The 18,811-nt window shown below is 66.8% G+C and carries 15 protein-coding genes and 1 pseudogene; 2 read left to right on the forward strand and 14 right to left on the reverse strand.

The window, feature by feature from the left end:
* Nucleotide 1: 1 nt before the first annotated feature.
* The 5 genes from CQY20_RS07505 to CQY20_RS07525 form a co-directional block, all read right to left on the reverse strand.
* A complete protein-coding gene (locus CQY20_RS07505) occupies nucleotides 2-2,176 on the reverse strand; it encodes an ABC transporter permease (RefSeq protein ID WP_133119037.1) in 2,175 nt (724 codons plus the stop codon).
* A gap of 176 nt (nucleotides 2,177-2,352) precedes the next feature.
* The gene (locus CQY20_RS07510; RefSeq protein WP_097939446.1) at nucleotides 2,353-2,670 is read right to left on the reverse strand and encodes a hypothetical protein; all 318 of its coding nucleotides are present in this window, start codon (nucleotides 2,668-2,670) and stop codon (nucleotides 2,353-2,355) included.
* Nucleotides 2,667-3,347: an ABC transporter ATP-binding protein gene (locus CQY20_RS07515; RefSeq protein WP_097939447.1), complete on the reverse strand. Its 681-nt coding sequence runs from the start codon at nucleotides 3,345-3,347 to the stop codon at nucleotides 2,667-2,669. The genes CQY20_RS07510 and CQY20_RS07515 overlap by 4 nt, the downstream gene beginning before the upstream one ends.
* Entirely contained in the window at nucleotides 3,337-4,026 is a 690-nt protein-coding gene (locus CQY20_RS07520; protein WP_234816144.1) for an ABC transporter ATP-binding protein, read from the reverse strand. Before CQY20_RS07520 ends, CQY20_RS07515 begins: the two co-directional genes overlap by 11 nt.
* Entirely contained in the window at nucleotides 4,023-4,661 is a 639-nt protein-coding gene (locus tag CQY20_RS07525) for a hypothetical protein (RefSeq protein ID WP_133119038.1), read from the reverse strand. Before CQY20_RS07525 ends, CQY20_RS07520 begins: the two co-directional genes overlap by 4 nt.
* Before the next feature lie 281 nt (nucleotides 4,662-4,942).
* Between CQY20_RS07525 and CQY20_RS07530 the strand changes: the two genes are divergently transcribed.
* Nucleotides 4,943-5,275, forward strand: a complete 333-nt coding sequence (locus CQY20_RS07530) for a PepSY domain-containing protein (RefSeq protein WP_097939449.1) — start codon at nucleotides 4,943-4,945, stop codon at nucleotides 5,273-5,275.
* 1,328 nt (nucleotides 5,276-6,603) lie between these two features.
* Here the strand turns inward: CQY20_RS07530 and CQY20_RS07540 are convergent.
* The 6 genes from CQY20_RS07540 to CQY20_RS07570 all read right to left on the reverse strand — a co-directional run bounded on the left by CQY20_RS07540 (nucleotide 6,604) and on the right by CQY20_RS07570 (nucleotide 13,527).
* The gene (locus CQY20_RS07540) at nucleotides 6,604-9,264 is read right to left on the reverse strand and encodes an FtsX-like permease family protein (protein ID WP_097939450.1); all 2,661 of its coding nucleotides are present in this window, start codon (nucleotides 9,262-9,264) and stop codon (nucleotides 6,604-6,606) included.
* Nucleotides 9,261-9,992, reverse strand: coding sequence for an ABC transporter ATP-binding protein (locus CQY20_RS07545; RefSeq protein WP_097939451.1), 732 nt, complete (start codon nucleotides 9,990-9,992; stop codon nucleotides 9,261-9,263). Before CQY20_RS07545 ends, CQY20_RS07540 begins: the two co-directional genes overlap by 4 nt.
* The gene (locus tag CQY20_RS07550; protein ID WP_097939452.1) at nucleotides 9,989-10,663 is read right to left on the reverse strand and encodes an ABC transporter ATP-binding protein; all 675 of its coding nucleotides are present in this window, start codon (nucleotides 10,661-10,663) and stop codon (nucleotides 9,989-9,991) included. The genes CQY20_RS07545 and CQY20_RS07550 overlap by 4 nt, the downstream gene beginning before the upstream one ends.
* Nucleotides 10,654-11,265: a hypothetical protein gene (locus tag CQY20_RS07555; RefSeq protein ID WP_097939453.1), complete on the reverse strand. Its 612-nt coding sequence runs from the start codon at nucleotides 11,263-11,265 to the stop codon at nucleotides 10,654-10,656. Before CQY20_RS07555 ends, CQY20_RS07550 begins: the two co-directional genes overlap by 10 nt.
* A complete protein-coding gene (locus CQY20_RS07560) occupies nucleotides 11,262-12,203 on the reverse strand; it encodes a phosphatase PAP2 family protein (RefSeq protein ID WP_097939454.1) in 942 nt (313 codons plus the stop codon). Before CQY20_RS07560 ends, CQY20_RS07555 begins: the two co-directional genes overlap by 4 nt.
* A 676-nt stretch (nucleotides 12,204-12,879) precedes the next feature.
* Nucleotides 12,880-13,527 carry a hypothetical protein gene (locus tag CQY20_RS07570; RefSeq protein WP_097939456.1) on the reverse strand — a complete coding sequence of 216 codons (648 nt, stop codon included), beginning with the start codon at nucleotides 13,525-13,527 and terminating at the stop codon, nucleotides 12,880-12,882.
* Here CQY20_RS07570 and CQY20_RS34450 point away from each other — a divergent pair.
* A complete protein-coding gene (locus CQY20_RS34450; protein WP_133119039.1) occupies nucleotides 13,517-13,747 on the forward strand; it encodes a hypothetical protein in 231 nt (76 codons plus the stop codon). The genes CQY20_RS07570 and CQY20_RS34450 overlap by 11 nt on opposite strands.
* Nucleotides 13,748-13,999: 252 nt before the next feature.
* Here CQY20_RS34450 and CQY20_RS07575 read toward each other — a convergent pair.
* From CQY20_RS07575 to CQY20_RS07585, 3 genes and pseudogenes are all read right to left on the reverse strand, one after another.
* A pseudogene (locus tag CQY20_RS07575) lies at nucleotides 14,000-14,950 on the reverse strand (undecaprenyl-diphosphate phosphatase); the annotation flags it as partial.
* Nucleotides 14,951-15,771: 821 nt separating this feature from the next.
* Nucleotides 15,772-15,987 (reverse strand): hypothetical protein, encoded by a 216-nt coding sequence (locus CQY20_RS07580; protein WP_133119040.1) that lies wholly within the window; start codon nucleotides 15,985-15,987, stop codon nucleotides 15,772-15,774.
* Nucleotides 15,988-16,145: 158 nt separating this feature from the next.
* Nucleotides 16,146-18,773: an FHA domain-containing protein gene (locus CQY20_RS07585; protein ID WP_097939459.1), complete on the reverse strand. Its 2,628-nt coding sequence runs from the start codon at nucleotides 18,771-18,773 to the stop codon at nucleotides 16,146-16,148.
* Between the last annotated feature and the right edge of the window lie 38 nt (nucleotides 18,774-18,811).

An 18,811-nucleotide genomic window follows, 5' to 3' on the forward strand; every position in this document is an offset into this window, starting at 1 on the left:
CTTAGGGTTCCCGCAACACCGCGGCGGGACGCACCCGCGTGACGGCGGCCAGCGCTGCCGCCATGGCGACAGCCGACGTCATCACCATGAACAGGATGAACACGGCGAGGGGCCCCGCCGGCAGCGTGAGGATTGGCGGGGGTAGGGCGAAGAAGAGGGCGAGCACCCGAACCTCGATCAGTGCGAGTCCCAGACCGACGGGAACGCCGATCAGCAAGCTGCCCATTACGACGACGATGCCTTCCTGAGCGGGTCCGGTGAGAACCTGCGATGTTTGTGCGCCGACCGCCCGAAGGATCGCGAACTCGCGCCGGCGCTCGAGAACGAGGAACGCTCCGAGCACGGCCACTCCGACGGCGGCGATCAGCGCGGCTCCGAGCGCTTCGATGCGGCCGAGGCCTGCGAGGTTCAGCGCGGTGAGGCCTCGCTGGATCGGGTTTGCGACCGTTGTCACGCCGAATCGATCGTCCAAGCTTCTGCCGAGTTCGGCGGCCGCCGCGCTGACCTGGTGGCCGGGAGCGACGCGGGCAAGGTAGAAGTCGGGTGGCACGGGCACCGTCTTGGGGATCGCGGCTGCTGACACGACGAGTTCGGCCGGCTGGTCGGGCGGCGGGGTCGTCGGTGGGAACGAGCCGTAGACGCCGAGGACATGCAGCTTGAGGTTTGTGCTCTTTTCGAAGTCGTCGGGATAGATCGTGATCGGTAGCGTGTCACCGGGTCCGACGTCGAAGTCGACGGCGAGCTCTTTGAGCAAAAGGACGCCCAGGGGATCGTTGGCGAGCGCTTGGGGACCCTGGCCCTGCAGGATCCGCGGTGCCATGGTCGATACGGCGGGATAGCTGGACGGGTCGATCGCCATGATCGTCTTGCGATCGCTGCCCGCCTGGGCGGGCACTAGGCGGAACGGGCTGACCGCGGCGATTTGAGAACCGACGGCGGGCAACTTGTTGGTGGGATCGTTTGGTGTGATGCGCATGTCGGAGCCCAAAGCCGCCTGGGCGTCCGTCACTTTCGCGGTGTGATACGTCGCGGCGAACGTCAGCACTTGGGTGCCGAATGCCACCGCCAACGCCCCGAGCATCAGCGCCACGGCCATGCGTGCCGGACGGCGGCCGCTCCATCGGGTGGCGGCTGCGCGCCACGACGGCAACGGCTCCGAGTGGCCTCGCTGCGCCCGTCGACCCAAGATCGCCAGCACCACGCGAACGGCCAGGAAGGTGACGCCGAGCCAAAGGAAGATCGGTGCCAACAGCACATAGAACGACAGCGCCAGCGACGTGCCCTCGATCGGGGTCTGCGACAGCCCACCGGCCAGGCGATTGATGCCCAGGACGGACAGTCCGAGCGCGATGAAAATCAGATCGAGATACGCCCGCTTCCACAGCGGCGACCACCCCCGCTCCAGCAGATGGCGCTCGGCGGCGACTTCCGATCCGTGCTCCGCTCTTCTGAGCCGCAGCAGCCGGATGACCGTGGTGACGCCGCCAACCGCAAGGGCCAGAATCGCCGTGGTGGCGAGCTCTCCCGCGGCCACACCCCTCCACACCGGTCCGCCGGTGACCAGGCTGACGGTGACGGCCGCAGCGAGGAGTCCGACGATCGATCCGCACAGACCCACGACAGCCGCGTCGGCCGCAGCGACGCGACGGATCTGTCCACTCGTCGCACCCCGCATCCGCAGCAACGCCTCCTCACGCCGGTTCGCCTCGGCCAGGGCCGATCCCGCGGCGAGACCGAGCGCGCCTGCGGCGAGGACGCCTGGGATGCCGAGCAGAAGGAAGAGAATCTTCGCGTTCGTGGCGTCGGTTACGGCGAGCACCAATGTCTCGGCGGCGTTGTCGGCAACCAGGATCGAGCCCGGCGCCGTGCGCTCGAGGCGTGTCCGGAGCTGGCCGGACCATGCCGCCGCGCGATTCGGATTGGGCGGATATGCCGAGTGATCCACGCTGAGGTGGGATTCGAGGGTCACAGGGGGCAGATCGGTGGAACCGGGATCGAACACCGGCGAGATTCCCCCATGGGTGGCCCACTCCTGCAGCACCGGCAGGACGTCGCGCTGAAACGTCGCGAAATCGATGACGAGCGAGCGGGGAACCGCGACCACATCGCCCTGCACATCTCCGTACGGGATGGCGAACCATGTTGTGGCGTCCCGTAGATCGACTGTTCCGGTCACCGCAAGTGTGAGCGAGAGCTTCGGGGCGTCGCCGGGCAGCGCGATCGAGACGGCGCGGGTCTGCGCAAATCCGGGAGTATTACGCAGCGTTTCATCGAGGAGCGCGCCGCCGCCGGGCTGGCCGCTGACGACTTTCAGCCACGGTCGGCTGGCGAAGTAGGACGGGTCGACGGCGATCAGTCGGGCCGTCCACTTCCGGTGTCGGGGGCCTGGACCACGACGTTGGTCGCTGCGAAAGGCTCGGCGCGGGCCACCGCAGGCACCGCGCCTAGATCGTGGCTGACGGAGATCATGTCCATGTCGAGCGATCTGCCCAGCGCGCGCATCTCCATCTGCACCGGCTGCAACGCGACCCGTGTCATGGCGCGGTCGGCGTCATCGACGAAAAGCAGTGTCGCGGCGAGCATCGCGACGGGAAACGCGACTCCCAGTGCGCCGAGCACGAGGCGTCTTGGGGCACGCCGGATCGTGTGGGCCGTGAGCCACCCGATCATTGGAGTCGCCCTGATCGAAGGGTAACCACGCGATCGGCGTGAGCGGCAACCGTGGGATCGTGCGTGACCATCACAACGGCCGCATTGCGCTCGCGCGCCGCGGCCACCAGCAGCGTGACGATGTCCTGAGCGGTCACCGAGTCGAGGCTTCCCGTTGGTTCGTCGGCCACCACGACCGCGGGTTCGGAAACCAGCGCCCGCGCGATCGCGACCCGTTGCTGCTGGCCACCGGAGAGCTGGTCGGTCAGCTTCAGGGTGTGCTGTTCGAGTCCCACCCGCTCGAGCGCCGCTGCCACACGGCAGCGCCGTTCCGCCGGCTCCACGGCGTCGAGAAGCAAAGGCACCTCGACGTTTTCGGCGGCCGTCGCCTGAGGAAGCAGTGCCATGCCTTGAACAATGAAACCGCAGTTGCACCGGCGAAACCGGGCGCGTAGCCGACCCCGCAGCGTCGCCCAGTCGACACCGGTCACCCGTACCGCCCCGTCGTCCGGGATGTCAAGCCCTGCGAGCATATACAGAAGGGTGCTCTTCCCTGAGCCGCTCGGGCCGGTAACCGCGACGACCTCGCCGCGGGCGGCGGAAAGCGATACGTGGTCGACGCCTCGGACTTCGTGTCCACCACCTCTATAGGTCCGGGACACCGCGAGTGCCTCGATGGCCGGAACGTCAGGCAGCATCGAAGATCTCGCCGTCGCGCATGATGAATCGTCGGTCGGCCCGCTCGGTGACCTGTGGGTTATGCGTCACCGTGAGGATGCTCGCGCCCTCTGCGGCCTTCAGCGCTGCGAGGAGATCGAGAACGCCTGCGGCCGTCGACTCATCCAGCTCGCCCGTCGGTTCGTCGGCCAGCAGCACGCGCGGTTGTGGCGCCAGGGCAATGGCGATGGCTGCGCGTTGAGATTCCCCGCCGGAGAGCTGTCCTCCACGGTGCCCGCGCCGATCGGTAAGACCAACCTCGTCGAGGAGTTGATCGACGCGGGCGCGGATCTGCTTGCGCCCTCGCCCCTCAAGCCGCAGCGGCAACTCGATGTTCTCGGCGACGTCGAGGAGCGGGTGAAGGTTGTCCCGTTGGAGGACCAGGCCAACCCGCTGTCGACGCCAGCGCGCCCGAGCGGGCGGAGGCAGGCGTGTGAGGTCTTCACCGTCGACGATGACGGCTCCGCCGGTGGGCTCGATGAGCCCGGCCAACACATAGACCAGCGTGCTCTTGCCGCTTCCCGACGGTCCCATGACGCTTGTCCAGGTACCGGGTTCCAGAGTCAATGCCGCGCCTCGAAGCGCGATCGTCTCGACATCGGCCTCGCGGTAGATGTGGTAGAGCCCACGGGCTTCCATCGCCGGGCCAGTCTGCGTCACTTCGGGGCCAGGATGTTGACCAGCCAGATGTCTTCTCGGTGGCCGTTCACCAGGCCGCCCAGCTTGACGAGCCCGACACCCGGCGCGAAGTACTTGTCCTCATCCTTGTTGAGGTCGAGGAGGTCTCGATCGTTGGTCACCAGCACATCGGAGTAGGGGCCTGCCGGGACCTCGGCGGAGGCGCCGGTCTGCTTGATCAGGGCCACGTCCTCCGCGACAGTCGGCCGGTACTCCTGTCGGTACGCGTCGCCCTGTACCGGCTTGGCCTGCATGATGATTCCCGGCAGCGCACCGTCGACGCCGGCCTCCCATGAACCGGCGGTGCTCGACACGACGCCGTTCGTGTACTCCTTTGTGTCCTCGCCGAAGTACCAGACATTGCCCGCGCTGTCCTGTGCGTACCAGTCCGACGTGCGCTCCTCGAGTGCTCCGGTGACGATGTCGCGCACGACGACCGTCCGCACCCCCGTGATGTCCTTGGTGTCGTTGGTCACCGTGAGCTCGATGCGCAGAGGCAACCCGTCCCGCTTTCCCTCGTAGACCATCACGGCGCCTGCAACGAGCGGGAAGAACCGGTTGGTGATCTTGTCGGTGAACTGAGTCGGATCGACGTTGGGCTGGTAAGGACTGTTCATCAACGGAACCGTCCAAGCGGGCGGCGCTTGTTTCGGTGCCGGGCTACCTGTATTGATCGGTGCACTCGCCCCGGTTGGGGCCGGCGCCGCGTCGTTCGCGCCGCAGCCGGCCAGCGCGACCGCGGTCACGAAAACGACGAAGGGCTTGCCCATGCCGGTCACCTCCATCGGATGGATCCGTGTCCAGCATGGGCGGCCCTTCCTGAACTGACACTGAACATCAGTTCCGGATTCGTGTGTGTTCAGGTTGCTGTCAGGTAGTAACAGGCAACATCTGGGCCATGAATTTCAAACGAATTGGAATCGTGGCCGCGGTCGGTGCGGCGACGGTCGCCATCGGGACCGGTATCGCGGCGGCCCAACCCGACGACGGTGAGGGCACTCCGATCACCGGCGATGCGCTGACCAAGGCGACCAAAGTAGCGCTGGACTTCACGGGAGGCGGAACCGTGACGGCCACCGAGGTCGGCGACGAGGAAAGCCATTACCAGGTGGAAGTCACCAAAGCCGACGGCAGCGTGACCGACGTCAACCTCAACCAGGACTTCCTGATTGTCGGCAGTAAGACCGAGCCTCCGGGCTCCGACAACGAGCCCGACGCGCCCGGCAACTAGCCCGACTCCGGCCGCCGGCGTAGCGTCACGATACTTGCGGCTATCTGTGGGTGACCCTCTGTCGTCCTGCCTCCCACCAGTGCGCGGGCGCAAGAGGGGCCGTTCAGATGGTGCAGCGGCGGACCCGCTTGCACAGGCCCGCCGCCGCGGGTGAAACGGTCGTGGCAGCTGCCGCTAACGTCCCGGCGGCGCAGGAGCCGCCGTGGTGTCGGGCACCTCGGGACCGTTCTGGTCTCCGTCCTGCACGTTGTCGGTGTCGGCGCTCCCGGAACATCGGCGGTGTCGCGGGGTTCGGGGGTGTCGATGACCGACGTTGGTGTAGGCGGCGGGGTGGGTGTGGCGTTGGCCTGGGCGACTCCGCCGCCGATCGCGCAGGCGGCCAACGCCCGCGCTCACCGCAGCCACGATCCTGTTTCTGCGGTTCATCCCAGGTTCGAGTGCCTTCGTTCGATTCTCCGCCGATCTGGCGTCGGGTTCGCCATGCTCGTCCGAGCTTGTGCTGGTGCTGAAATGAGGCTGAGACCGCTCACAGTCACGCAAAGAATGCGATGTCTCGGATCGGAGTCGTTGGCGAGCTGGAAGGCTGCCTTGCGCGCACAGACGCCGAAACCCACTGTGCGGCTATCGATGCTGCAGCTGGCGTGAGTACGGCGTGAACGCCAGGCCCAGTGCTTACTGCCCGAACGCGCCGCGGTCACCGGCGCTGCTGAGACGGTCTTCAGGGGGCACAGCATCGTTTCAGATCTGCCGGTGAATACTGAAGCGCAGCGGGCCAAAGTGGTTGAGCGACAAGGACACAATTGCGATGAGCAGCGGTGAGAACGGGCCGGCGTTTGATCACGACGAATCCCAGAATGATAGGCGCCACAACGGGATTCAACTTGAACGGCAGGCGGGCGACCGCATCCGCGCACGATCGTTTGAAACGCGGCACCGGCCGGCGCGCGCCGTATCGCGTTTGGGCCACGGCTGCCAGCATCGGCCCAGACAGCGTCGTTACCATCGAGTTCCCACACCGCACAAGGCGATACAAGAAATGCGCCCGGCTACGCTGGGGCACGCGGCAAACAGATCACCTTTCTGACGAGACTGACTCCTCCGGCCGAGCGGAGTCAAATGGGGGATCTCGTTCGCCCCGGGTTTCCACACCGAACGTATTCGTTCGATCACGTTTGGCGTATCCCGCCCATCGGGTAGCGGCAGCGAAGTTGATAGCCGTTCAGCGTTCAGCGCAGCGTTGTAGCCGAAGTTCGGTGAGAGCTGGAAAGGCGTCCTCGCCGGGTGGGGCCGCCGGCTGCAACCCGACGCGTCACTCGTTGTGCCTAGGGTTACAGCTCGCCGATCAGGGTTAGTGGTGCGCGGCGTGCGAGGCGCACGGTGGCCGCGGATACCACGCCGATCGCGGCGACGCTGGCCAGTGCGGTGGCAACCAGGTAGATCCCCGGGATGGTCAGTGTGGTTGGTGGCGGGTCGAACACGCCGGTGAGCACGCTGACCAGCATGCGGGAGAGCGCTGCGCCGAGGACGGCGCCTGCCGCCAGGCCGCATGCGATGAGGATGACGGCCTCGGCGACCACGAATGACCGCAGGTGGCGTCGGGTGGCGCCGAGTGCGTGGGCGATGACGAAGCTGCGGCGGCGCTCGGCGAGTCCGAGCGTGAGCACCAATCCTCCTGCGGCGGTGGCCAGGACGAGTCCGAACGTCAATTCGATGCGGGTCAGGCCAGCGAGGTTGACGGCGGTCAGGCTTGATCCGATGCTGCCGCGGGTGGCTGTGATGTCGGTGACGGTCGCCGTGGTGCCGACGACGTCGCGGAGTCGGTTGGCGACCGCGGTGGTGTTATGTCCGCCAGTGTCGACGAGGAAGGACCCGACGGCGTCGCTGCCGGTGTGTTGGGCCACGTAGCCGGCGTTGGCGACAAAGAAGCTGTCCTTGGGGGCGGTGGGGAACTCGGCGACGATCCCGACATAGTGAAAACCGATGGTGGTTAGTTGGTGGGTGCGGGCGTCTTGCAGACGCAGGTTGATGGTGTCGCCGGGGTCGAGTTGGAAGTCTTTGACCGTTTCGGCGCTGACCAGAATCGAATCAGGTTGGGCGGCAAGCTTGTTCAGTAGGTCGTGGGCGGTGCCGCCGCGAAAGTAGTTGTCTTGCAACGCGGTGACGTGGGTGATGGTGACCGGGTTGACACCGTAGAGGTCCTGCAAGTCGGCGCCGATATAGGCGAAGCGATGCTGGATAGGTTCGACGGCGCGCACACCGGGTATGGCCGCCAACCGCTCGCCGGCCGCTGGACCCACTACGGCGCCCGGCGGTTCGGTGACGGTGACATCGGCGCCGTTCGTGAGTTGCGCGTCGACTTCGGCCTGGGCTTGGTAGGTGGCGTTAAACGTCGCCGTGGAAGCCGCGAACGCAACCGCCAGCGTGATCAAAACGATGCCGCGCGCCACCGGGGCGCGCTGGCGTGACAGCGAGCGGGCGATGATCCGTGAGAGGGAACCGCTCACGGGCCGCAGCGCCCCGGCCAGGACTGGCCAGCCGCGGCCGAGCAGCAGGTCGGCGAGCCGCCACACCAGCAGGGCGGCGCCGATCCACAGCAGCGCGGGGGCAGCGAAGGTCCAGTACGACACCGAGATCGCCGGGACACCTTCGGGCGCTAGCACGATCTGGTAGCCACTTCGTCGGGCCAGCCAGTACAACACGCCCGATGCCGCCAGCGCGGCGAAGTCCAGACCGAGTCGGGTCCAGCGTGGGGGGCGGGTTCGGCGCACATCGGCGCGAGACGCGCTGATCGTGGCGCCACGCAGGTCCCGCCAGACCGGGGTCAGTACCGCCGCAACCGCGATGACCAGCCCGGCGAGCGCGGAGGCGCTGGCCCAGCCGATCGTGGTGGACAGGTCGGCGCCCAGCCGCGCTGATCCGAACGCGGCCATGTCCGCCAGTGCTGCGATGGCCAGGCCGGCCGCGCTGCCGAGCACACCGGTCACGGCCGTCTCCGCTGCTGCCAGGGTGATTAGCTGACGCGGGGAGGCGCCGCGGGCGCGTAGCAGCGCCTGGTCATGGCGGCGTCGCTCAGAGCCCGCGGCGACCACCGTCGCGGTCAATAGGGCGGCCAACACGGCGGCGGGAACACCAAGAAACACGAACAGCACCCGGGCGTAGGCGGCGTCACCACGGGCGGCATCGAGTGCGGCGCCGAGATTGTCCCCGACCAGGGCCCCGCCGGCGCTGCGGGCCTCGAGGTTGCGGGCCGTCGCGCTGACCTGGGTGTAGGCGAAACCGGGATCGGTGGGGAGGGTGTGGTCCAGGGCAGTGTGAATCTGGATGCGCACCAGATCAGGCCGCGCCGCCGAAAGCGGGTCGAAGATGCGGTGCCAGGCGGCCTGGTCGAGGATCGCCACATTGTCCGGCGGTGCGACGGGTTGCGCCCCGAGCGGCGAGCCGACATTTTGGAACAGGGAGTCGGCCTGGGGCAGGTCGACAACTCCATCGACTGTGAGGGCCACCGGTGCCATGCCGGCCCGCCCGATCTGCACCGTGTCGCCCGGCGCGGCATGCAGGTTGGCGGCGGTTTGCTGGGCAAGCAGCACCCCGCCCTCGGCGCCGACGAGGGTGCGGATCGCACCGGGAAACTGGGCCCGGTAGTTCGGTGGAATACCCAAAACTATTGCGGGGCCGGTGGTTTGGGTGCTCGCACCAGTCTGCGCGACAAATCCGGTGGACTTGGCAAAATTGACCAGCAGCGCCGCTGTAACCGTGGGTGTAGACCGCACGGCGGTCAGGACGGCCGATGCTGCGGTGTCGGGTTGCACTTCGATTTGCCAGTCGACGGCCACGCTGCGCACGGCGCGCGCGGTCATTGAGTGTTGCGCGGTACTGAGGAAACTGCCCAGGCAGGCCAGCAGCGCGACGGCCGCAGCGATGCCGGCGGCGGTCACCGAGAGTCGTCCCGCGCGACGGCGCAGCAGTCCAAGTAGCCAGGCGGTGATCATGTCGTCTGGGCATCGGTGTTGGGTTGCGTGTCGAGCTGTCCGTCACGCATGACCCATTGGTCGGGCAGCCGAGCGGCGATGGCCGGGTCGTGGGTCGCGATGATCACCGCGGCGCCGATCGACACCGCGGAGTCCAACAGCACCGTGATTACCCGATCCGCGGTGGGGTGATCCAGCTGCCCGGTGGGTTCGTCGGCGAGGATCACCGCGGGGCGGGTAGCCAGCGCCCGGGCGATGGCCACGCGTTGGGCTTGGCCTCCGGAGAGCTCGTCGGGCAGTTTGGCCGCCAGGTCGCCGATGTCGAGCACGTCGAGCGCGGCGCGGGCGTGGCGCATGGCCGCCTGGTGAGGCTGCCCGGCGAATAGCAGTGGCAGCGCGACGTTCTCGGTGACGTCGAGGCTGGGTAGCAGGCTCGGGCCTTGAAACACCATGCCGATTCCGGTCGGGCGGCCGGGGCGGGGCCCCTCGACGAGGGCGGGCCATCGCACCGATCCCGCGGTCGGGGTATCGAGTCCGGCGATCAGATGTAGCAGGGTGGATTTTCCGGATCCCGACGGTCCGGTCAGGGCGATGCGCGCCCACCGCGGGACACAGCAGCTCACCGCCCGTACCGCGTGTACCGCGGTGGGACCGACGCCGAACGTGCGGCTGAGGTCGGTGCAGTGCACCACGACTGAAGCGGCGGCGCCGTGCGGCGCGCCTGTTCGGGCGCCTGTCCTGGTCGTCATGAGCAGATCCGGCCGTCGATGAGCCGAACGACGCGGGCCGCCGCGGTGGCGACGGCGGGGCTGTGGCTGGCAACCAGCACGGCGGCGCCGCGTGCGGCGGTCTCAGACAGCAGTTCGAGGACCTGGGTTTCGGTGGCAGTGTCGAGTTCGCCGGTGGGCTCGTCGGCCAGTACCACCGCCGGGGTGTTGGCCAGTGCGATCGCCAGCCCGGCGCGGACCAGCTCGCCGCCGGAAAGCTGACCGGGGTAGGCGTCGGCCCGGTCGGTTAGACCGAGTAGGCCGAGGATGTCGGGGCGATCTGCCCGCCGTCGGCGACCTGCCAGGGATCGCACCAGCGTCAGGTTGTCGCGCACGCTCAGGTGGCCGAACAGGTTGTCGTATTGGAACAACGTCCCGATGTGCCGGGCCCGGATGCGGGCGCGTTCGGGTTCGGGTCGATGGCTGATCGGCTGCCCGGCCACGTGCACGTTGCCCCCGTCGGGGTCGTCCATGCCGGCCAGGCACGCCAGCAAGGTCGATTTGCCCGAGCCGGAAGGGCCGCTGACGGCGACGAACTCGCCTGGATGCAGCGTCAGTGAAACCCCTTGCAGTGCAACGGTTTCCTCGTCGTCGGCGCGGTAGAACCGGTAAAGGGATCGGGCTTGCAACGCCGGTGGGGTTGTCACGTCCATTGCAGTGAATCGGTGATGGTGCGCCACGGGTCGACGTTGTCGGCGCCGACCGGGCCGGACAGGGTCAAGATCGCTTCGTGACCGTTTCGCCAGTAGTCGTAGCGTTCGAAGGCGTCGATGCCGGTTTTGCCGGTCACCGGGTTGGGGGCTGAGGTGCCTTGATAGGTGATCACGATGACCGACCCGGCCTTGCGCTGTACAGCGCTGACCGTCCCGGGACGGTACCCCGGGGTTGATGACGCGATCGCCGGCAATTCGTCGACCTGGACCGATTCGGTGCTGGGGGCCTCGGCGGAGGCGGCCGTCTCGATGCGCACGGTGTTGGCTTTGTCGGTGAAACTCGTCGCCGTGCCCTCGGTGGTGCGCGCCCAGCCTTCGGGCACTAACACCGTGAACAGGCCAGCGGGTGGGGTGAACGGCACAAAAACCTGAGTGTCGGGGATGTCACCCGCAGGGTTGCTCTCCGGTGCCGCAGTAGTCGCGGTGCCGCTATGGGCGGCTGAGCCCGACGGGCCGCTGTCGCTGGCCGCGCACCCACCAAGCAGCAACACCGTCGTCAAGCCCGCCATGACAACCGAAAGCGCTGGCGTGGCGAGTCTCATGTGTTCCTCCCGAGATGTGTGGACAGACGTCGTCCGGTGTCGCGGGCGAAGTCAATATCGGCCGACCGAGACGACAGCGACGTTGACCCCCGCGGGATGGGATTGATGATCCGCGTGCCGAAATGAGGGTCATCGGCGCGCCGACACTGGCGGCGCCGTGGCTGGGATTGATGCGTCGTGCCGACCGCGTCGACGGCTACGACATCAAACACGGCCGCGCCGAGCGTCACGAAGACTGCGGCCAGGATCGCCCCGGCAGTGACGTCGGACAGCCAATGCACGCCGAGGTAAAGACGGGTGGCGGCGATGAGCATCACTGCGGTAACGACCGCGACCGCCAGCCATGCGCGCGTCGTGCGCCCCCGGTCCATGCCGACAACCACCGCGATGATGCCCCACAGGGCCGCGGTACCGGTGACATGACCGGACGGAAACGACGGATCGGTCTCAAGAACAACCTGCCATTGCAGGGGCGGCCTGGGCCTACCGATAACCGCTTTGAGCGCCGTACTGGCCACAGCCGCGGCGCCGACCGTGCCGATGACGACGATGCCCGGCACCACCGAACAAGACAACCAGGACAGCAGGGCCACGCAAATCACACACGCGACCGCGGTCGCGACCGGGCTGCCGAAATCGGTGATCACCGTGGCTGCCACGTCCAGACCCAGCGACCGGTGCGCGGCCAACCACGATGTGGTTGCCAAGTCGAGTCTGCTGACCCAACCGTGGCTGCTGATACCGAGCGCCAGTGCCGTCAACGCAGTGAGCAACCCCGCCACGCGCAATCCCAGGGCGACATGGCGATGGGTTGCCAGCACACGGGCGCCGAGTAAAAAGCTCGCAACGACCAACGCGACGAAATACGTCGCCGCACCGGCCTTCCCGGTGACGGCGTCCACGATCGCGTCGAGCACGGTGCCTCGGACATCGGACATGGCATCAGCGTGGCGACCGGTGGCTGTGGAGACGCTGAGAAGCGATGTACGGCCACATGCGATGCTGCTCGACTGGCCCGCTCAAAAACGCCGAGCTCGGCCTGATCGGCCCGCTCGACGGTGAACGGCCGTTCGCGCACTTTCAGTAGTGGGCGATGTCAGCCAAACCTAGAGATGGCGCTCGGCGATGCCGCCAGTTTAGTGGTTTGTCCCGGGCGGGCCCAGAAAATCAGTGGTCTCTTGGGGGAAGGGCTGATGCGTCGTCGGGCGCGCGCTTTTCGGCGGCGCGGACGCGCTCGGAACGGGGGCGTCGCTGGTCTCCCGCGGCTTCGGCGGGGCTTGCGTCGTGCTGGGTCCGACCGGTGTCGGGACGATCACCGGTGCGGTGCTCGGCGCGTCGGGTGAAGGAGCGCGCGTAGCGGCTGGTGACGTTGTGGGCGGCGTGGATGGGGCTAGTGGTGGCGCTGTGGTGGTGACCGGGCGTGTGGGCACGACAGCGCCGGTAGGTCCGACAGGCTCGCGGGACACCACAAGAACCGCCGACACCGCGATGCCAACTGCGACCACGGCGATGGCGCCGAGCGCGATCACGGCCGTGACCGTCTCGTACCAGGGCTCGCGTGGGCTCGTATCAATGGCTTCGCAAACGTCGCGATCGCCGTCGAGCACGGTCATGTCAGAACTTCTCGACGGCGATGGCTTGGTCGCGCTCGGCCGGGCCCGTTGTTTGCACGGTGAGAATGAGCCCGACGCCGCGGGCGTAGTACTTGTTCTCGCCCGGGCCGGTGGGATCGAGAAGGTCGGTGTCCTTGGTGACCAGCAGATCCTTGGCGGGCCCGGTGAGCGGTGTGGTTTCGCTTCCGGTGAGGCTGAGCACCTCGCCGGTGTCTTCGGCCACGCCCTTGGCGTACTCCTGGCGGTACTGATCGCCGATCTGGGGGTGCCCGGGCAGGATGATGCCGGGTAGGGCGCCGTTGACGCCGCCCTCGAAGGATCCCGAGGTGTCTACGGTGCCGTCTTTGAACTCCTTGGTGGCTTCGCCGAAGTACCAGACATTGCCGTCGCGGTCCTGGGCATACCAGTCCAAGGTGTCTTCGAAGGGTTCGTTGTTGACGGTAAGTGTGTCGTGGACGACGACAGTGTCCACGCCCATGATCTTCTTGGTGTCGCGGGTGACCTCAGTGGTGGTGCGTTGCAGACCATCCGGGGTGTCTGCCTCGTAGATCGTGCGAGTGCCTGGGGTGAGTGGGAAATAGGGATTGTTGACGGTGCTCGAGAAGGCCGTTGGATCGATCGCCAGCGAGTAAGGGTCGGTGATCTTCATCGGCTGGGGACTCGCTGGCGCCGAGGCTGAGGTCGAGGCGTTGGACGGCGAAATTGATGTCGTGCCGGCAGCAGGTGGAGAGGATGGACCGCCCGCGCAGGCCGCGCTCACAGCGGTCAATGACAGCGCGGCGGTGATCATCAATAAACGGGCCTTCACCCGGCAAATCGTAATGCCGCCAATGGTTAGCTGTCTTCCACAAGCTTTCAGGTTGCAATAGAGGTCGACGGCGCCATGTCCTTCCGCCCGATCTGCACCGTGTCGCCGGGTGCGGTGTGCAGGTTGGCGGCGTTTTGCTGGGCGAGCAAGCCGTCAGATCCTTCGACTGAGGGCAAGCCCTGCCTGCGCGAATAAAAACCTTCGCTAACCCGACCCTACGAGTAGCCACGAGTCACCCGCAACGCTTCGTGTCACTGTCATCGGTGAAAGGGCGTGAATTCGGTTGGCCGCTAACGGTTTCCCTCCGAGCAGCTCAGTGTGTTGTCAGCCAGATCATGCTGCCCGCACCAGCAAGCATGCAGTACACAGCGAACGGGGTGAGGGTTCGTGTCTGGAAGTAGCGGGTGAGAAAACCCACTGCGAACAGTGCGGCCAGGAACGAAGCCGCGCTGCCCGCCAGAACCTGCCCATGGATTCCCTCGCCGAGCGGCCCGAATAGGTCGGGGATCTTCAGCACTCCGGCAGCCAAAATGACGGGCGTCGCCAGCAGGAAGGAGAACCGGGCTGCCTGAGCGTGTGACAATCCGCGCAACAGGCCCGCGACCATCGTCACGCCGGAGCGACTAATGCCTGGCAGCAAGGCCAGAATCTGGGCAGATCCGATGATCACACCCTGCGGCATGGTTTGTCGGGCGATCTGCTGGTCATCAGCGGAGAGCCTGCCAACACCTGACTCAAGCGATGGCTGGGTTGCCGCAGCACGCGAAATCCCTTCGGGCAGAGAGGCAACCGCCAGAGACATCTCGCGGCGTTGGCGCAACCGCTCGCCGACAAGCAGGATCACCCCGTTGACGATCAAGAATGCAGCAGCGGGCACTGGTTTACCCAATGTTGTGCGAAACAGATGCTCCAGGGCCAGACCCGCGATACCGACCGGAATCGTCGCGATTACGAGCAGCCACGCCAACCGCTCCGCCGGAGTCTGCACCCTCCGGTGACGAACCGAGCTGATGAAGCCCGCGATCACTTCGATCCAGTCCCGCCAGAAAAACACCAATAAAGCTGCCGCTGTCGCAACATGCAGACCGACGATGAACGCCAGATACGGCGATTCCGGCGCCGAGACATTCAAGTCACGGGCCCACTGTCCACCGATCAGCGCCGGTATGAGCACCGAGTGGCCAAGACTGGATACCGGAAACAACTCGGTAATTCCCTGGAAGGCGCCAACGATCAGCGCCTCGGCATAGCTCAGGTGATGGACCACAATCCTGTCCTCTCGTAGGCGAATCCCGATATGCAACGGCGGTCTGCGCCCGCTGAACGTCATTGGCGCACAAGCCAAGCGCAACCACGTGGACGAAACACGTCGACGCCCAGCGTTTCACGCGATCACATCTCCGTTGATGTCTAGCTCACAGCGCAGCGAGCCGCGTCGGTCTCGAAGAGGATAGAGCCCGAGCGGCGCCGACGATTGCTGATGCTGGTCTTCCAACGCGTTGCGAAGCGCTTCAAAGCCACACAGCGCCAACAGAATAGCCACCACATCTATTGGTGCTGTGTACCCGTGCGATCTATTTGTGTGGCGCTTTCACTGTTGGTGATGCGGATGCGATTTCCGGCGAAGGCAAGGGAGTCGTCATTGTCGAGGTGGCGCCCAGGGTCATCGAGCCAGACAAGGGCACGATTCGTGGCGATATGGCCGGCGCATCGACGGCCGCCGATGACACGCCGAGGACCAATAGGGCGGCCAGCCCGCAGATTGCTGCGATGACGCGGGTACGGCGCCGTCGAAATGAGTGCATACACGTCTCCTGCAATTGCCCCGGTGTGGCGATCTCTACGGCGCCGATAGTCCCAAGTCACCGTTGAGAAAACGCTGAGAAACCTCCGACGGCGTGGGCAGCGCAAGCTCAGCGAGATCGCCGACGGGCAAGATTGAGGAGGTAAATGACCCACTAGAAGGACCGCACCAAGGCGTAGACGCCATCCGACAGTCGCTACGCCATCATGCCGCCAGCCGATGACGGACACGGGAACCCCGTGACCGTGTGTCACGAACGCGTTCTCGACACTACAAACTGGTTAGATACCTGGGAGTTGCGACTTTTGGCTACTAATGGCCAGCAGCAGGGTGTCGTCGTCGCGGGGGAACGCGCCGCGCACCGCGTTGAGGTAGTTGTGGTCCTCGGCCGTCAGCGCGATGGGCCAGGCCGCGGCCGGCGCCGCTGTGGCGCCCAGCAACGCCCCGGCGGCCAGCGCGGCGCCTATCAAGCGAACACTACGGTTGCGAGTGGACATAGCTGTCCAATCCTTTCTATGGCGCACCGACAGCCGTCGGCACGGGTGACGTAGCTTCGTTCACCCAGCCTAGCGTGGGTCTGACAGTGCCTTGTACGCCAATTTCAGGCAGCGCGTTGACCAGCGGAGATATTAGCCAACAATACCCGCCAGCACACTCATCCGCCCTTGAGCCGGATCTTCCACCGCACAAAGCTCACATAGCCGATGCAGATCAACCCGAGCATGGCCATGTTGAACCACCAGGTGCCCGGTTCGTGTCGCCAATGCGAATCCTGCGGCGTCAGCGGTCCCGGCACCAACCTGAGCAGGTCGATCGTCGACGCGGTGAGGGCATAGCCCCACCGCGCGGGCGTGAACCAGGACAACTGGTCGAGCACGAGGCGGTCGGTCACGGGGATCATGCCGCCCTGGAACACCAGCTGGGACATGATCGCCACCACCAGCAGCGGCATGATCTGCTCATTCGAGCGGGCCAGCGCGGACAGGGCCAGGCCCACCATCGCGGCGGCCACGCAGCAGGCGGCGACGTCGACGAACAGCTCGAGGGTGCGGTTGGGGATGACGGCCCCGCTGGTGACGGCGCCGGGACCCCACTTCTTGCCCCAGACGTTGATGGCGACGACGATGCCCGACTGCACGATCGCGAACGCCGCGAACACGATCACCTTCGCCAGCAGGTACGCCGTCGTCGACAACCCGACCGCCTGCTCGCGCAGGAAGATCGCGCGCTCGCCGATCAGGGCTCGAATCGTCAACGCGGTGCCCATGAAGATGGCGCCGACGTTGAGCAGCACCAGGATCTGCCCCGGCTCGTTGGGTGCTTCGCCGCCCTGGATCGCCGGCACCGGCACACCGAAGCCGACGTCGCCGGGCACCGACAGCGACAGGATGCCCATGATGAACGGCAGCACCGCGAGGAAGACGAAATATCCGCGGTCGGCGACGATCAGCCGCATCTGGCGGCGCGCGACCGTCGAAAACTGCCGCCGCAAGCTGGTGCGGGTCGGCTTGCCAAGGTCGACGGGTTCCTGGGAGGGCGGCCGTGCAGGCGGGGGACCGTGCTGGGCCAGAAACCGCTGGTGCGCGCCGTCCGGGTCACGCGCGACGGTGCTGAAGATGTCGGCCCAGTTCGTGGTGCCCATCGACGGACCGATCTGGCTGGGCGGCCCGCAGAACGCCGTCTTGCCGCCCGGCGCCAGCAGCAGCACCTGATCGCATACGTCGAGGTAGGACAGCGAGTGCGTGACCACCAGCACCACGCGGCCCGCGTCGGCGAGCTGGCGCAGCATCGTCATGACCTGACGGTCGAGCGCCGGGTCGAGGCCCGAGGTCGGCTCGTCGAGCAGCAGCAGCGACGGACCGGTCAGCAGCTCCATCGCCACCGACGCGCGCTTGCGCTGACCACCGGACAGCTTGTCGACGCGGGTGTCGGCGTGCCGCGTCATCTCGAGTTCCTCGAGCACGTTGGCGACCACGCGGGCGCGGTCTTCCTTCGTGGTGTCCGGCGGCAGCCGCAGCTCGGCGGCATACATCAGCGCCTGGTTGACGGTCAGCTGCCCGTGCACCACGTCGTCCTGCGGCACCATCCCGATTCGGGAGCGCAGCGAGGCGTACTCGGCGTGAATGTCGTGACCCTCGAAGGAGACCGTGCCGGAGGTCGGATGTGTGTAGCCGGCCACCAGCCGGGCGAAGGTCGACTTGCCCGCGCCCGACGGCCCGATGACGGCCGTCAGCGTGCCGGGCCGTGCCGACATCGAGATGTTGTCCAGCAGCGTCTTGTTGTTCTCGATCGTCCACGTGACGCCGTGCACTTCCAGACCGCCGGTGCTGGTCGCCGCCGCGGTCTCGGTGCGACGAACCAGGGTGCCGTCGTGGAAGACCAGGTCGACGTTGCCGATGGTGACGGTGTCGCCTTCGTGCAGAGTCGCCGACTCGACCCGGGCGCCGTTGACGAACGTGCCGTTGATGCTGCGGTTGTCGCGGATCTCGGTGCCGCTGGGCGTCGGCACCAGCGTCGCGTGATGCCGAGACGCCAGCACGTCGTTGATGACGATGTCGTTGTCGGTGCTGCGGCCGATCTTGATCGAGCCCGGCGGCGCCTCGGGGGGACGGCCGGGCCGCAGGATCTTGAGCATGCTCGTCGCGAGGTTGCCCTCGGTGGAGCGGGGAGCGGCCGTCGGACCCATCGCGGTGACCGATTCCAGCGCCGGCTGCGACAGTCCGGGTTGTGCCTGCTGCGGCGGTGCAGCCTGCTGCGCCATGCTCGGCGGACGGCCTTGTGCGCCAGTGTAACTCGGCGGCGGAGCGCTCGGGTACCGCTGCTGTGTCGACGGGTATCGGTGCTGCGGACCCGACGGATACGCCGGCGGACGAGCGGTCGGCGGCGGCGCGGTGGGCGGTTGTGCGGGCCAGGATCCGCTGGCCCGGCCAGCAATCGGGATCGCCGACGTCGGCGGTCTGCCCGCGGCCTGTTGCCTGCCCACTTCGAACGTCAGCGCCGGGCCGTCGGGATTGCCGATGTTGACCTGCTGGCCGTCGTGGATGTCGACCATCGGCACCCGCCTGCCGTTGACGAACATGCCGTTGAGACTGCCGTTGTCGATCGCGATCCAGCGGCCCTGGTCGAACCGGAGCACCAGGTGTGCCCGGGAGATCAGTGGATGCGCGACGCGGACATCGGCGCGCAGATCGCGACCGATGACGACGTCGTTTCCAGCGGCGAAGGTGCGTGCTGATCCGTCGTATCGCACGGTCAGCGCTGGCGGGGCGGCTGGTCGGCTCATCGCGAGTAACTCTATAGGTATTCGCGCGGACTCCGACG

Origin of the sequence: Mycolicibacterium agri, assembly GCF_002553505.1 — a bacterium.
GTDB classification, from domain to species: Bacteria; Actinomycetota; Actinomycetes; order Mycobacteriales; family Mycobacteriaceae; genus Mycobacterium; species Mycobacterium agri.